This window comes from Rhizobium leguminosarum bv. viciae USDA 2370, assembly GCF_002008365.1.
In the GTDB taxonomy this organism is placed as follows: Bacteria; Pseudomonadota; Alphaproteobacteria; order Rhizobiales; family Rhizobiaceae; genus Rhizobium; species Rhizobium leguminosarum.
On sequence record NZ_MRDL01000051.1, the window covers coordinates 123,902 to 138,556 of the forward strand.

A 14,655-nucleotide genomic window follows, 5' to 3' on the forward strand; every position below is an offset into this window, starting at 1 on the left:
TCGGGGGAGTGGCAGCACCGGGTGCTCGTTTAAGCGGGCACGCTGGCGCATCCTGCCCCGCTGCGGAATGCATGTCTGCGTCCCGCAGCAGTGTTGCGACTAGATCAAAGCGTCGTGCAGCAGGCTCGAAACCGACGGCTCGAAGACGTCCTTCACGGCCACCGTGAAATCGTGGCTGGTGGCGTTTCCAGCCGCGTCATAGGCCTCTGCGGTGAAGGTCAGGCTGTGGGTGCTTTCGTAGTCGATCGCAGCCTTTGTCTGGATCTTGTTGCCGACGAGCTTGAAGATGCCGTCGGCATCGTCCGTCAGCCGCCATTTCACGGCGCCGCCTTCCGGATCGACCGCCGTGAGGAGGCCGACCGAGGTGCCGATGGCGATATTCTCGGAGACCGAGCCGCGCGAGAAGGCGAGCTTGGTCGGCGCCTGGTTGACAGGGGCTTCGTTGACGTCGAGGACGTTGATCGTGATGTCCTTCTGGACGGTGACCTTGCCGTCCGAAACCGCGACCTTGATCGTGTGCGACTTGTCCGTCTCGTAATCCAGAGCCTTCGAGGTGACGATGCGATTGCCCTTTATCCGGAAGTGATCGTTCGCCCCGTCGAGCAGCGTATAGGTGAGCGCGTCGCCATCGGCGTCCTTGGCGCTGACCAGACCGACCGTGGTCCAGATCGGCGTGTCCTCGGACAGGGCGGTTTTCGAGAGCTGGATATTGGTCGGCGCGGTGTTGCTGCCGTCGAGCGAGAAGGTTCCCTTGGCGAAATCGTAGACGCCATCGGCAAAGTGCGCGAATTCGACGTCTGTCAGCGTATCCGTCCCTTCCGCGGCGCTCGTCAGGATGTGATCGCCATTGTTCAATGCGAAGGAATAATTGGCGAAATTGCCGGAGAAGATCGCCGTGTCGATGCCCGCACCGCCAAACAGCGCGTCGTTGCCGGCGCCGCCCGTCAATTTGTCGTTGCCGCCATTACCATTGATGATGTCGTTGCCGCCACTGCCGTCGAAAATGTCGTTGCCGTTCGTACCCGTAAACTCGTCGTCGCCGCCGCCGGTCTTGACGTCAATGCCGGAGATATTGCCGGCAATGAAAGCCCCGCGATCTCCCAACTCGTCGGAAAGATCGAGGTGGGCGCTGTCCGTCAACACCAAGTCGGCTTTATAATTCAAGGTCGGATCGGTCGAATAGACGATCTTGTCAAAGCTTTCGAACTGCGCGCTCGAGCCGGCAACTGACCATCCCACCGTTTCAAGGACTTCGATGTTCTTGAGCGTTAGGCCCTGCAGCGACGAGGCTTGCAGGGCATCAATCCCGGCACCGCCATCGATTGTTCCGGAAAGCGGTGGAGCGAATTGTAAGGTGATAGCATCGTCGCCGTCGCCAGCGTCGATGTCGACAACTTCCGGGGTAGAGCCGAAGTGCTCACCATCTGAGATCGTATCGTTGCCCGCACCGCCTCTGATGACGTCATTTCCTGCGTCTCCCCAGAGCAGGTCATTGCCGTCACCGCCATTCAGCGTGTCATTGCCATTTCCGCCATTGATCTCATCGTTTCCGATGCCGCCATTCAGTGTGTCATTGCCAGTTTCGCCACGGATCTCATCGTTTCCGGCGCCGCCGTTCAACGTGTCTACGCCGTCACCGCCATTGATTTTGTCTTGGCCTGCACCCGTCGTGATCACATTGTCGCCGCTTGAGCCCGTCACATTCGCGGAGCCTGAGCCCAGTTCGTCTGCAAGGTCCACCGTCCCTGAATCCGAGATGACCAGGTTCACTGGGACGAGAGGATTGATTGCGGAGTTGCGGATGACGTCGTAAGCTTCGAACTCCGCGCCGGTCCTGATAATCGTGGCGCCGTTCGTGTCCAGGATATTCAGCGGAGTACCCGGCTCGGTGCTGTTGACGGTGAAGGTTTCCGTGGCGAAATTGTAGACGCCATCGGCAAAGCGCGCGAATTCGACGTCTGTCAGCTTGTCCGTGCCCTCAAGTGCGCTCGTCAGGACACGGCTGCCATTGTCGATCGCGAGGGAATAATTGGCAAAGTTGCCTGAGAAGACCGCGGTGTCGGTCCCGTCGCCGCCATCGATGGTGTCGTTGCCGGTGCCGCCGGTCAATTTGTCATTGCCGGCATTGCCATTGATTAGGTCGTCGCCGCCGCTGCCGTCGAAAATATCATTGACGTCGGTGCCCCAAAACTCGTCGTCGCCACTGCCGGTCTTGGCGTCAACGCCGTCATAGCCGGTAATGAAAGCCCCACGGGCTCCCAATTCGTCGGAAAGATCGAGGTGGGTGCTGTCGGTCACCGTCAATGACGGACGAATATTAAAAAATGGATCGCTCGAGCCGACGATCTTATCAAAGCTTTCGAACTGTGCGCTCGAACCGCGAACCTGCGAAAACCCCGTATCAAGGATTTCGATATTCTTGATCGTCAGGCCCTGGAGCGACGGCGCTTGCAGCGTATCGATCCCGGTGCCGCCATCGATTGTTCCTGAAATCTGTAACGCGAGTCTGTCTATGGTTATGGAATCGTCGCCAGCGCCGGCGTCAATGTCGATGAGCTCCGGCTGCGGGCCGCCAGGTCCCGGCAGAAAGACGGGAAAACCACCATCAGTGATCCTATCGTTGCCGCCGCCGCCGATCAGTTTGTCGTTGCCGCCATTACCGTTGATCGTGTCGTCGCCGGCGCCGCCGTTCAGCGTGTCCGCGCCGTCACCACCCAGCAGCGTGTCGTTGCCTGTGCCAGTCGTTATCGTGCTGCCGTTGCTCGAACCAGTCACCCTCGCGGAGACCGAACCCAGTTCATCGGCCAGATCGGCCACGCCGGAATCCGAGACAATCAAAGTGACAGGCGAGGAAGGATTTGCGGCGGAGTCCCGGATGACGTCGTAAGCTTCGAACTCGGCGCCGGTCTTGGTAATCGTCGCGCCGTTCGTGTCCAGAATATTCAAGGCCATATTAAACTTTCCAAAAAGATGCGTTGCATTCTATGAAAATGAGAAATCCTCAGTAGAACTGTTCTTGCAGCTTCAACGGACGACAACCCCCTGGGGATCTATGCCAATCCCCGAATAAGTTTTCAATGCAAAATTGTGTCTTTTAATTGCTTTTTTAATGAAAAACTAAGGATGAAATACTGGGAAAACGAATTTTAATTTGAGAACTCAAAGCCATGCTTTGGTTTCGTAAATAGTATTATCTTTCATTTTCGGATGGGATGCTCTCGCGAAAATTGTGTTTTCAGCGGGTTCTTCGGTAGGTGCTGCGCCGCGCGACCATTCGCGTCACTATCGCAGGTTGGTGTTCGCTTCGACTTGTTCAGGCTTCCCGCGCGGGAGACCTCACATCAGCTTGATGAGGCCTGCTTCCGTGGGTCTGAAGCCGCAGGCGCGGTAGAAGCCGGTCAGGTGCGGCTCGAAATCGACATGCAGCCATTCGGCGCCCCGCTCCCGCGCAATCCGCGTCGCCTCCCTGACCAGCCGCGTCGCGATCCCCTGCCTTCGCATATCAGGGTGAACCGAGGTGTCGAGGATGAAGGCATGGATGCCGCCGTCCCATGCGACGTTGACGAAGCCGACGAGCTGGTTGTCGTGGTAGGCGCCGATATGGGCGAGGCTGCGGGACAGGATGGGGGTGAAGTCGCGCGGGGCAGGGACGCCCCAGGCGGCGGACCAGAGGGCGTCGAATTCGGCGGCGGAGGGGAAGGGGTCGATGCGGAGTTCTGGCATTGGCGATTCCCTTCATTCAGCGGAGCATGGCGCGGAGGCCTTCCCGATAACGGGCCACGTCGGCGTCGCGAGCTCATTCCGTCACAGTGACGAGCCGGCCGTCGCGTCGCTCGAATATCCTGTCGTAGAGAAAGTCGATGCCGCGCTGGGCTGGAGCTCGTGGAGGGCCATGTCCGTCTTGTCATAGGCCGGTGGCGAACTTCATCTGTCGCTACGAAGCTGCTCCTTACAATGCGCTGCTGACCGACCGATACGATGAACCATTTGATCGACGACCAACTGAGTGGCAGACGTTTGGCAGCCTCACCGTCCCGGCCGCCCGGTCTTCCCCTTCGTCCGCCCCTTGCGCTTCTGCTCGCCCGGGTCCTCATAACTGCCCACGCCCGTCTTCCCGCGCACGACCGGCCGCACGTCATCGCGCTCCGGCTGGCCTTCAAGCAGCGGTGAAAACCGCTTCGTGCCCTTGGCGGCTTCCGGCTTCTCCGGCAGCGCCCCAATGACGGGCTTTTCCGTTCGGCCGACGGTCATTTCGTCGAGGTCGTTTTTGCGGAAGAGAGTCTTCTTTGCGGGTTCGGTGATGTCGCGGCCCATCTCGTCCAAGGCGGGCTTGCGGAAGAGGGGGGTGGTGGTGTCGGTGCCTGGGCCCATGTCGTCGATGGAGGGTTTGGCGAAATAGGAGGTTTGCATCTCGGTTGCCGGCTTGGATCCCCGGGTCGAGCCCTGGGTTGACGGAGGAGCGGAGGAGCTGCGCGCTTTCCCTTCCATCGCCTGCGCTTCTTCGCGTGCCATCGGGTCGTCCATGGCGGCGAGTTCCACGGCCTTGAGGCGTTTGATTTCGTCGCGGAGGCGGGCGGCTTTTTCGAAGTCGAGGTCGGCGGCAGCGTCGCGCATGCTCTTTTCGAGCGCGTTGAGGTGGGTCTGCAGGTTGTTGCCGACGAGGTTGCCGCCATCGGCGAAGCCCTTGCCCGAAACGCCGGAGATATCGGCGCGGACGTGGTCGCGTTCGTAGACGGAGTCGAGGATGTCGGAGATCCTGGCCTTGACCGATTCCGGGGTAATGCCGTGTTCCTGGTTATAGATCATCTGCTTTTCGCGGCGGCGGCCGGTTTCCTCCATCGCCCGCTTCATCGAGCCGGTGACCTGGTCGGCATAGAGGATGACCTTGCCGTCGACGTTGCGCGCGGCGCGGCCGATCGTCTGGATCAGCGAGGTCTCCGAGCGCAGGAAACCTTCCTTGTCGGCGTCGAGGATGGCGACGAAGCCGCATTCGGGAATGTCGAGGCCTTCGCGCAGAAGGTTGATCCCGACCAGCACGTCGAAGGCGCCGAGGCGGAGATCGCGGAGGATCTCGATACGTTCAAGCGTGTCGATGTCCGAGTGCATGTAGCGTACGCGCACGCCCTGCTCATGCAGATATTCGGTCAGGTCCTCGGCCATGCGCTTGGTCAGCACGGTGCAGAGGGTGCGGTAGCCCTTGGCCGCGGTTTCGCGGATTTCGCCGAGCACGTCGTCGACCTGGGTGCGGGCCGAGCGGACCTCGACTGGCGGGTCGATCAGGCCGGTCGGGCGGATCACCTGTTCGGCGAAGACGCCGCCCGACTGCTCCATCTCCCAGCCGCCGGGGGTGGCCGAAACAGCGATGGTGTCGGGGCGCATGGCGTCCCATTCCTCGAAGCGCAGCGGCCGGTTGTCCATGCAGGAGGGCAGGCGGAAGCCGTATTCGGCCAGCGTCGCTTTGCGCCTGAAGTCGCCCCGGTACATGCCGCCGATCTGCGGCACGGTGACATGGCTTTCGTCGATGAAGACGAGGGCGTTGTCGGGGATATATTCGAACAGCGTCGGCGGCGGATCGCCGGGGTCGCGGCCGGTGAGGTAACGCGAATAGTTCTCGATGCCCTGGCAGGAACCTGTGGCTTCGAGCATTTCGATATCGTAGCGGGTGCGCTGCTCGAGGCGCTGGGCCTCCAGCAGGCGGCCGGCCTTTTCCAGCTCGGCCAGGCGCAGCCTGAGCTCCTCCTTGATCGACTTGATGGCGCCGTTCAGCGTCGGGCGCGGGGTGACATAGTGCGAATTGGCGTAGATCTTCACCGATTTCAGGTCGCCGACCTTCTGGCCGGTGAGCGGGTCGAATTCGGTGATGGCGTCGATCTCGTCGCCGAACATCGAGATGCGCCAGGCGGCATCCTCAAGGTGGGCGGGGAAGAGCTCGATCGTATCGCCGCGCACCCGGAAGGAACCACGGGTGAAATCCATATCGCGGCGTTTGTATTGCTGGGCCACGAGGTCGGCCAGCAGCTGGCGCTGGTCGAGCCGGTCGCCGACCGACATCTGGAAGGTCATCGCCGTATAGGTCTCGACCGAGCCGATACCATAGATGCAGGAGACCGAGGCGACGATGATGCAGTCGTCGCGTTCGAGCAGCGAGCGCGTCGCCGAGTGGCGCATGCGGTCGATCTGCTCGTTGATCGAGGATTCCTTCTCGATGTAGGTGTCGGAGCGCGGCACATAGGCTTCCGGCTGGTAATAATCGTAGTAGGAAACGAAATATTCCACCGCATTGTCGGGGAAAAAGTTCTTGAATTCGGAATAGAGCTGGGCGGCCAGCGTCTTGTTCGGCGCCAGGATGACGGCCGGGCGCTGCGTCGCCTCGATCACCTTGGCCATGGTGAAGGTCTTGCCGGAGCCGGTGACGCCGAGCAACACCTGGCTGCGGTCGCCATTCTCCAGGCCTTCGACGAGATCGCGGATGGCGGTCGGCTGATCGCCGGCCGGCTCGTAATCCGACTGCATGCGGATGGCGATGCCGCCTTCGGATTTGTCGGGCCGGGCAGGGCGGTGCGGTGTCCAGATCTTGCCGTTCTTGTGCAGCGGATTGCCGCTCTCGATCAGCGCCGACAGCGCCTCGACCGTGGCAGTGACGGCGGTGCCGGCCTGCAGCGACGAGGCTTCTTCCAGCGTCGTATCCATGCCCGACACGGGATTGAGGCCGGCGGCGGCACGTGTCTTCGGGTCGGTCGAGCCGCCCATGGAGGTGCCGCGCGCCGATTTCGACGCGCTGACGCCGCCGTCGCTGGTTTTCGTCCTGGCGGCGATTTCCACCTTCTTGCGATGTTTGCCGGCCTTGGAGGCAATCTGGCGCTGGGTCTCGACGCCCGAGGTTTCGGCATCGGCCTCCAGCTGCTTCACCCAATCGGCAACCGAGCCTGAGAGGGGGGCTCCCTCAAAAGACGATTGAGGGGCTTCCTCGAAGCCATTCGGGGCGGGGGATTTCTTCGGAGATCTGGCCATGGCGGGAATATGGAGAGAGTCACCGCGAAAGGGAAGAGGGAAAGAGTACAAAAGGGAAACGAACTGTGTGTTCGGAAGTTGGAATAGTGAGGGGGCGGATCTTGCTCCCTCTTCTCCCCAGCGGGGAGAAGGTGCCCGTAGGGCGGATGAGGGGGCCAAACGGCACGCCATTCATTGCGCTTCGCTTGCGCTTCGCTTGCGCTTCGCTTGCGCTTCGCTTGCGCTTCGCTTGCGCTTCGCTTGCGCTTCGCTTGCGCTTCGCTTGCGCTTCGCTTGCGCTTCGCTTGCGCTCAGCGTATTCGCGGCTTTGCCGCTCACCCCCTCATCGCCTCGCTATCGCTCCGGCACTTCTCCCCGCTGGGGAGAAGAGATTCGTGGCAGCGCCTTGGTCCCCGCCTGACGGCATCGCGGGTGCGCCAATAGCGGTCGTGCACACTCAAGGCTTGGTCTCCGTCGAGCAACTCATATTCGCATTGAAGAAATTGAGATGAATGCGGAGTTTTCCGGCAGTACTGCTGAGCTGGACGGTGACGCCTTCCCCCGAGGGTGAAGTGAATCTGGCGTCGATATTCGATATCCATGTCGGCCCAACCGGGAATGTCACAATGGTCGTTGCCGGCTCGCCATATTTTATTCGAAAGTCTTGCACGATCAATGCAAACTCATGAAGTTCGCCGTCGCGGTGCTGTTGGATAGAGGCGATTTTGTCGTCGCATACGAAAAGACCGAGATTCGACCCTTCCACGACCCATTGACCGGGAAGGAAAGAAGAAAGATCGGGATGGAAGGAAGAAAGCTCCTTCAATTTCCAACCTTTTTCGCTCGCATTCCGTTGGGCATCGGCAAACGAGCTACCCAATTTGAAATCGTGCAAGTCGTCCGGCGTTTGCGCGCAAGTTGCGCCGCTTGACAGTGCCGTCAGGGCAAAAGCAAAGCTGCAAATTAAAAGCAGTCCATTGGGCATGAAGGCCGGTCCCTGTCTCGAATGTTCAACGCAGAAATTGTTAAACAGATTGGGAATACCGCCGCAACGCTAACAATTAGGACGATCGCCAAAACGGGAAAAGCCGGAGAAACGCTATCCTATGGGATAACTGAGATCGCGGCTTGCTCCCTCTTCTCCCGTCGTCGATCGAGCGGCCAAGAGTGTGCTTGCGCCATGCCTCTCTGCAACGTATCGGTGCGTAATCGAGGGAACGAGGAGCGCAATGATCCGCATTTTGCAAGACGACGACCAAGCGCAATGGCGTGCGTTGTGGACGGAATATCTGAACTTCGATGGCAGCACACTCGACGCCGCCGTCCATGATCACACCTGGACTCGTCTTTTGAAAGAAGGGGAACCGATGCACTGTGCGCTTGCCCTGGCTGGTGGCAAAGCGGTGGGCTTCGCGCATTATATCTTCCATCCTTCGACCTGGAGTCTCAGCAATTCCTGCTATCTACAGGATTTATTTGTCGCGCCGACGGTTCGCGGGAAAGGTTATGGCCGAGCGCTGATCGCCCATGTGTGTGAACAGGCGGCTGCGGCTGGATCGTCGCGCGTGTATTGGCAAACGCAGGAGGATAACGCCCCGGCGATCGCGCTTTATGAAAAAGTCGCCGAGCGCTCGGGCTACATCCAGTTTCGCAAGTCGGTTCCGAGCTGAACTCTGGGGGTGTCTCTTAAGGGCGCTAACCTTGCCTTGGGCAGTGACGGCGACGGCAGCTTCCCCCCATTCCTGTGACATCCCTCGGGTTAAACCCGAGGACAGGAATGGGGGTGGAGGGATGTCGCCGCCGCTGCCTCACCACTACGCCAAGTGTTCTTCCGCCGGTCTCCCAATAACCAAGCAGAGCATATCATCAAGCCGAACGCTGGTCCGCCGGCCCCTCCAGCCGCGCGAGGTTCCACGCACTGTTGATCAACCCGACATGGCTGAAGGCCTGCGGGAAGTTGCCGAGCATGCGGCGGGCGGCGGGATCATATTCTTCCGCCAGAAGCCCGACATCGTTGCAGATAGAAAGCAGCCGCTCGAACAGGCGCAGCGCATCGTCGCTTCGGCCGATCATGCCGAGGGCGTCGACGAGCCAGAAGCTGCAAGCGAGGAACGCGCCTTCGCCTGGCGGCAGGCCGTCGTCCACCTCCTGCGTCTCGTAGCGCAGCAGCAGGCCATCGCGCAGCAGCTTGCGCTCGATCGCCTCGACTGTCGCGACATAGCGCGGATCATCAGGCGGGATGAAGCCGACCATGCCGAGATGCAGCAGGCTGGCATCAAGCGCCTTGGAGCCGTAGGCCTGCACGAAACAGCCGAGTTCGGGATCGAAAGCCTTCTCGCAAACCTCGGCATGGATGTGATCTGCGAGCGTGCGCCAACGTGCGGCGGCCTCGGGCTCGCCGTCCGCCTCGGCAATCTGGACGGCGCGGTCGAAGGCCACCCAGGCCATGACCTTCGAATAGGTGAAATGCTGGCGCTGGCCGCGCACCTCCCAGATGCCTTCATCGGGCTCCACCCAGATTTTTTCGAGAAAGGGCAGAATGGCCGCCGCCAGTTCGCGTTCGCGGTGATGCGGCGGAAGCCCGCCCTTGCGGGCCTGCAGTATGGCGTCGGCCACCTCGCCATAGACATCGAGCTGCACCTGTTCGGCAGCGGCATTGCCGATGCGTACGGGTGTCGAGCCCTCGTAGCCACTCAGCCAGGGAACCTGCCATTCCAGCAGATTGCGCTCGCCAGCGACGCCATACATGATCTGCATCTGCGCCGGGGCGCCGGCGACCGCCCGCAGCAACCACTTGCGCCAGGCGCTGGCTTCCTTGTAATAGCCGAGTTTCATCAGGGCGAGCAGGGTCAGCGTCGCGTCGCGCAGCCAGCAATAGCGGTAGTCCCAGTTGCGCGGCCCGCCGATCTTTTCCGGCAGGGAGGTTGTCGCCGCGGCGACGATGCCGCCCGTAGGCATGTAGGTCAGTGCCTTGAGCGTGATGAGCGAGCGTTTGACCTGTTCCGTCCACCGGCCTACTTTCGGGCAGGTCGCGGCAAAGGATTGCCAGAATTCCTCCGTGTCCGGCAGCGCATATTCCACCTGCCGCTGAGCCGGCTGCGGCATATGCGAGGGGGACCAGGTCAGGGTGAAGATCTGGCTCTCGCCAGCGGCAACCTGGAAGGAGCCGACCGTGCTCAGGCCGCGGCCTTCGAGCGGGACGGCGCAATTCAGGGTTAGCCTGTCCGGGCCGGCAATGGCGGTGATGCCGCCATCCTCGCCATGCGTGACCCAGGGAACGGTTCGGCCGTAATCGAAGCGAAGGTTGAGCTCCATATCGAAGGCGACAGTGCCGCTCTTGCCCTCGACGATGCGCATCAGATCGCTCGTGCCATCGCGAAGCGGCATGAAGTCGATGAGAACGGCGGTGCCGGTCTCTGTCTGAAACTCGGTTTCGAGAATGAGCGTATCGTTGCGGTAGCGGCGCGTGACGTGGACATTTTCACCTGACGGTGACAGCGACCAGAAGCCGTTATCCTCGGCGCCGAGCAGGGCGGCAAAACAGGCGGGGGAATCGAAGCGCGGAAAACAGAGCCAGTCGATCGAGCCGTTCTTCGAGACGAGTGCGGCGGTTTCGCAATCGCCGATGAGCGCGTAGTCCTCGATGGGTACCGACACCGGAGCCTCCTTTGCATAGCAGTCGGGCTTTTAGGTAGAGGCCGTGCGCGGAGGTCAAGCACGGAAACTAACGGGGCGGTAGGCGTGCCGGCTATCATGTAAACTCCGGATATCAATTGTGGGAAGATCTCCGACCGCAGCTTTGACTGCCGCGCTCTGACGGATGATATCTGCACGGAGAGCGCGTTTCCCTTGTTCGCCATTGCCCAGGTGAATTCCGACGACCGCCGCGCGTCCGGTCGCCGTCGTGGTCAAGAGCGGACCTCCACTAGCGCCACTGCCGGAATCGCAAAGGTGGCGAAGCTCCGGACCACCCGACGGATTGACCTGACACAGGCTGAGGACGAATTGGTTACGGTCGCTTACGAAGCCGGTAAACCGAGCCGAAAAGCGGCGCGCCCTCAAAAGACGATTGAGGGGCTTCCTTTAAACCGTCAGGGGCGGGGGATTTCTTCGGAGATCTGGCCATGGCGGGAATGTGGAGAGCGTCAGCGCGAAGGGGAAGAGGGAAAGAGTACAAAGGGGAAACGAACTGTTTGTTCGGATTGGTTCAACAGTTGCGAAATTTATGGCGCTGCGAGGTGGAGCGCCCGCCCCGCCCTTCGAGGTGCCTCTGGGTGAGGCTCTCTTGGGCGCTGGCGCGACATTCCTTCAGCGCCGGCTGTTCTGCTACCGCATACTCCGACGCTCCTCATGCTGAGGTGCGCAGCCCGCAGGGTGAAGCCTCGAAGCACGCGCCGCAACGTGGCTGCTGGCGGCCATTGCCTCCCCTGGAATGGATTACCGGCGCCCGTGATGTCCGACCGCGATCATTCGGCCCTGCACTGGAACCGAGATCGGCCTCGCGCAGTTAATTTCCAGTCACTTCACCTCTAGGTGCTACTGCCATTAGCGATCATTCTGCCTTCTGGGAAAACTCCATCTCGATCGACCTCGATACCGGCGAACGGCTGGTTTTGCGCTCACCGCAGGATGCGCTGTATGCACTCGTCTCAGACTGGCCGGTCAATGGCGGCGTCCATCAGCAGAGGGCGATCGATTTCTGCCGCGCCTGGCTTGCCGGGCGGATGCCGGCCGAGACGGTGCGGCAGGCCTTTATCCTGGCGGCGCTGGAAGCCGGGGTGGTGATCAACGATGATGATGAAGATGGTGCCGGAAGCTCTGTTTTGAATCCATCAGTGTAGGTGAGCCAACACTGATATATCCGCGTCACGCAGCGGGTATCCCGCAGCTGCAGCAATTTTCCCATGATGTATTGCAAATATTATTCTCGCTGTGTTTGTGGGAATACACAGCGTTTATTTGCGCTCCGATTCTTTTAGGGATTCAGCTGAATGAAAATGAAAGTCCTTGTTTACGCCGCGCTGCTGGCTCTCGCCGGCTGCAATGCCCCTGTGTCGCAATCTGTTGCAGATTCCCAGCGTCCTCCCTCGAGTGACGTCCGGCAGAATTTCATCAACATCGTGTTCAAGAGAAGCTACAGGCACGAAGCAGGAGAAGTCGTATGGGCCCGCATTTCCAGCGTGGTTCTGCTTGAGCCCGAGAAAAAGACTTATGCTTACTGTGTGCGGGTGGTGCCCAAGCGCAGCTGGGGAGACTGGGCCTATCTCGGCGTCTCCTTCACGGATGGCAAAATATTAGGCGCGACGGCGAATGACGATCGCTGCCGCGACAAGCGGCTGCGCTATTATCCGTTTACCGAGTTGACCGGCATGAAGACCTGACGCAGGGGCGAAGGCTCCGGCCGCGTCGCCGTTCGAGGCTTTGTTGAGCGGCGGCGCGACATGCTTCCAGCGTCCCGAAGGCGCGGCATCCTCCAACCTTCCTCATGCGGAAGTGAGCAGCCCGCAGGGCGGAGCCTCGAAGGACAGGCTGTGACGCTGCTGCTTGCAGCCATCGCCTTTTGGAAAACTCGATCTATCGACCTTGATACTGGAGGTTCAACTGAATGAAGATTAAGTTCCTTGCTTACGCTGCCCTGCTGGCACTGGCCGGCTGCCAAACTGCGACGCCGCAATCCGTTGCAGATTCCCAGCGCCCGCCCTCCAGCGCAGTTCGACGCGAGTACGTCGATGCTCTGCGGGGGACCATTAAACCGGGGAACTTCGTGAAGGCCGAGATTTCCAGCGTGGTTCTGCTTAATCCGGAAAAGCAGATATATGCTTATTGCACGCGAACGACGGAACGTGGCTCCCCAAACTGGTCCTATATCGGCCTGGGCTTGCAACACGACATGATACTGTATCTGAAAAAGAATGACTATCGCTGCCACGACGAACGGTTGCGTTACTATGATTTTCCGGAACTGCGGAACATGAAGTACTGAGGCAGAGACGGGGTCTTCGCCAGCCTCGCCGGTTCCCTTTCGGACGCGATCAAAACCAGAGATCCCTCACACAGCGGCCATGGGAAGAGATGTCGTCGAATGTATCGAGGCCATCGAAATGGTCGATCGGCAGTCGGCGACGAGTTCCGGGGGCCGCTGGTTGACGGCCATGCGGCGGCTCTCCTTTTTGCAGGGGCAGGCCGGGCAGAACAGTATTTCGAGCGACGGGTTTCTTTGCCGGAGTGGGTGTAGGAGGCGGTCTCTAAGCGGACTGCGTATCCCGCAGTCCGCGAGGACCATCGTCACACTTTGCTCAAGCAAAGACGGCTTCCCTGGAATCATCCGCTGTCGACGCCCTGCAGTACCATACGAGGACGACAACCGTTCCAATAGGAAATAATAGTCCAAGAAGCTGCCACCATCCGCTTCGGTTGATGTCGTGAAGGCGTCGGGCGGCCATGGCGATCGACGGAAGAAATGTTGTCAGCGACCAGATCCGGCTCAAAGTTTCGCTCCGATCAACGGCGTACAAAGCGATGGAGACGAGAACGACGAAGAGCGTCGAAAACCAGAATTCCGATCGGCTCGCTCTGCCGCTAAAGTTCACATAGTTCTTGAAAAAGCTTCCGATCGCCTGGCCGAAACCCATGGCCGGCGGTAGGCCGCCGAAGCGGTTCGGCCCGGCTAGCGGTTTTCGGAAGACGAAGATCAACGGCACGCCGATCAGGATCAAGACGATCAACCAGTGCCACAAAGAAAAACTGCCCATGAGATACCCCAGCTGTCAAAACAGCTTAGAGATAAGCGAGGTTTGTTTCCGGAGGATTAACTTGCTTGTAATCCGATGTGTTTGACAATCACAGCGTGAGAAATCGCGGCTGCCATGTTGGGGACGGGGCGATGGTCAAGGTTTTGCCAGCACCTGTGCCCGCACCGGCTGCTCGATGCCCTTCAACGTAAGGACGCGTGTCTCTGAGCCGCCTGTGAGATCCGGAGCCTTCGCCGCGGTTTCGGCCGAGATCAGGATCTCGCCGGCCGCGGCCTGGGATTCCAGCCTCGCGGCCTGATTGACGACGCCGCCGATGGCGGTGAAATCACTGCGGAAGCTCGAGAATTCGCCGATCTGGACCTCACCGGAATGGATGCCGACGCCGACGCCGAGGGTGCGGCCGGGTAATGCCTCGAGCGCCAGACCGTTCAGCGCGACGGCGCAGTTTTGCTGGATTTCCTGCGCGGCCAGGATCGCGGCGCCGGCGTGATCCTTTCTGACGATCGGGAAATTGAAGATCGCCATCAGGCCGTCGCCCATCTGCTTGTTGACGATGCCGTCATGTGCCCAGATCGCCTGCGCGCAGCGATCCTGGAACAGGCTGACGATCTCGCTCAGCTGCACCGCCTCGATGCGCTCAGACAGATCCGTGAAGCCCCTGATATCGGCAAACAGGATGGTGGCGTCGACAGTGATCTGGCGCTGCTTCTTGACATATTGGAAGGAGCGCTCGCAAATCGTGCAGATATCGGGGTTCATCTTGCTGCGGGTGATGCCGAAGGCGCGGAAGGGCAAAGCGAGGGGGCCGCCGATCGGAATCGGCATGTGCATCTGGTCCCAGCAGCCTCGGCAGATCCTTGCGCTGCCATGCCTGGTTGGCTCCGTGGAAGAGGCTGCCGTCATATCTCCAAAT

At 60.4% G+C, this 14,655-nt stretch carries 11 protein-coding genes and 1 pseudogene; 4 read left to right on the forward strand and 8 right to left on the reverse strand.

Translation table 11 applies throughout. The features are described 5' to 3' along the window. Positions 1-99: 99 nt before the first annotated feature. From BS629_RS27390 to BS629_RS27405, 4 genes are all read right to left on the reverse strand, one after another. A complete protein-coding gene (locus BS629_RS27390; RefSeq protein ID WP_018242517.1) occupies positions 100-2,952 on the reverse strand; it encodes a cadherin domain-containing protein in 2,853 nt (950 codons plus the stop codon). A 384-nt stretch (positions 2,953-3,336) separates the two neighbouring features. Beyond that, entirely contained in the window at positions 3,337-3,723 is a 387-nt protein-coding gene (locus BS629_RS27395; RefSeq protein WP_018242516.1) for a GNAT family N-acetyltransferase, read from the reverse strand. Positions 3,724-4,026: 303 nt separating this feature from the next. Further along, positions 4,027-7,011 carry an excinuclease ABC subunit UvrB gene (gene uvrB / locus BS629_RS27400; RefSeq protein ID WP_018242515.1) on the reverse strand — a complete coding sequence of 995 codons (2,985 nt, stop codon included), beginning with the start codon at positions 7,009-7,011 and terminating at the stop codon, positions 4,027-4,029. A 436-nt stretch (positions 7,012-7,447) separates the two neighbouring features. Beyond that, positions 7,448-7,975 carry a hypothetical protein gene (locus tag BS629_RS27405; protein WP_018242514.1) on the reverse strand — a complete coding sequence of 176 codons (528 nt, stop codon included), beginning with the start codon at positions 7,973-7,975 and terminating at the stop codon, positions 7,448-7,450. A 244-nt stretch (positions 7,976-8,219) separates the two neighbouring features. Here BS629_RS27405 and BS629_RS27410 point away from each other — a divergent pair, with 244 nt between their 5' ends. Then, the gene (locus BS629_RS27410) at positions 8,220-8,660 is read left to right on the forward strand and encodes a GNAT family N-acetyltransferase (protein ID WP_018242513.1); all 441 of its coding nucleotides are present in this window, start codon (positions 8,220-8,222) and stop codon (positions 8,658-8,660) included. 196 nt (positions 8,661-8,856) lie between these two features. Here BS629_RS27410 and BS629_RS27415 read toward each other — a convergent pair whose 3' ends face one another. Further along, positions 8,857-10,647: a glycoside hydrolase family 15 protein gene (locus BS629_RS27415; RefSeq protein WP_018242512.1), complete on the reverse strand. Its 1,791-nt coding sequence runs from the start codon at positions 10,645-10,647 to the stop codon at positions 8,857-8,859. A gap of 956 nt (positions 10,648-11,603) precedes the next feature. On the opposite strand from BS629_RS27415, the gene BS629_RS27420 reads away from it, so the two are divergent. The 3 genes from BS629_RS27420 to BS629_RS27430 all read left to right on the forward strand — a co-directional run bounded on the left by BS629_RS27420 (position 11,604) and on the right by BS629_RS27430 (position 12,973). Beyond that, on the forward strand, positions 11,604-11,831 hold the full coding sequence (locus BS629_RS27420; RefSeq protein ID WP_018242511.1) for a DUF982 domain-containing protein: 228 nt from the start codon (positions 11,604-11,606) through the stop codon (positions 11,829-11,831). A 156-nt stretch (positions 11,832-11,987) separates the two neighbouring features. After that, complete coding sequence (locus tag BS629_RS27425) at positions 11,988-12,371, forward strand: hypothetical protein (protein ID WP_018242510.1); 384 nt, start codon at positions 11,988-11,990, stop codon at positions 12,369-12,371. A gap of 224 nt (positions 12,372-12,595) precedes the next feature. Beyond that, positions 12,596-12,973 (forward strand): hypothetical protein, encoded by a 378-nt coding sequence (locus BS629_RS27430; RefSeq protein ID WP_018242509.1) that lies wholly within the window; start codon positions 12,596-12,598, stop codon positions 12,971-12,973. A gap of 49 nt (positions 12,974-13,022) precedes the next feature. Here the strand turns inward: BS629_RS27430 and BS629_RS40040 are convergent. From BS629_RS40040 to BS629_RS27440, 3 genes and pseudogenes are all read right to left on the reverse strand, one after another. Continuing rightward, positions 13,023-13,272, reverse strand: a pseudogene (locus tag BS629_RS40040) (GFA family protein); the annotation flags it as partial. Positions 13,273-13,286: 14 nt separating this feature from the next. After that, positions 13,287-13,742, reverse strand: coding sequence for a DUF805 domain-containing protein (locus BS629_RS27435; RefSeq protein WP_026188433.1), 456 nt, complete (start codon positions 13,740-13,742; stop codon positions 13,287-13,289). 135 nt (positions 13,743-13,877) lie between these two features. Further along, positions 13,878-14,645 carry an adenylate/guanylate cyclase domain-containing protein gene (locus tag BS629_RS27440; RefSeq protein WP_026188432.1) on the reverse strand — a complete coding sequence of 256 codons (768 nt, stop codon included), beginning with the start codon at positions 14,643-14,645 and terminating at the stop codon, positions 13,878-13,880. Positions 14,646-14,655 lie beyond the last annotated feature (10 nt).

Excerpts from the sequence above, each read along its gene's own strand:
- BS629_RS27395 (WP_018242516.1), bottom strand. The coding sequence starts at position 3,723 with ATGCCAGAACTCCGCATCGACCCCTTCCCCTCCGCCGCCGAATTCGAC.
- BS629_RS27430 (WP_018242509.1), top strand. The coding sequence starts at position 12,596 with ATGAAGATTAAGTTCCTTGCTTACGCTGCCCTGCTGGCACTGGCCGGC.
- BS629_RS27440 (WP_026188432.1), bottom strand. The coding sequence starts at position 14,645 with ATGACGGCAGCCTCTTCCACGGAGCCAACCAGGCATGGCAGCGCAAGG.
- BS629_RS27405 (WP_018242514.1), bottom strand. The coding sequence starts at position 7,975 with ATGCCCAATGGACTGCTTTTAATTTGCAGCTTTGCTTTTGCCCTGACG.
- BS629_RS27410 (WP_018242513.1), top strand. The coding sequence starts at position 8,220 with ATGATCCGCATTTTGCAAGACGACGACCAAGCGCAATGGCGTGCGTTG.
- BS629_RS27390 (WP_018242517.1), bottom strand. The coding sequence starts at position 2,952 with ATGGCCTTGAATATTCTGGACACGAACGGCGCGACGATTACCAAGACC.
- uvrB (WP_018242515.1), bottom strand. The coding sequence starts at position 7,011 with ATGGCCAGATCTCCGAAGAAATCCCCCGCCCCGAATGGCTTCGAGGAA.
- BS629_RS27425 (WP_018242510.1), top strand. The coding sequence starts at position 11,988 with ATGAAAGTCCTTGTTTACGCCGCGCTGCTGGCTCTCGCCGGCTGCAAT.
- BS629_RS27435 (WP_026188433.1), bottom strand. The coding sequence starts at position 13,742 with ATGGGCAGTTTTTCTTTGTGGCACTGGTTGATCGTCTTGATCCTGATC.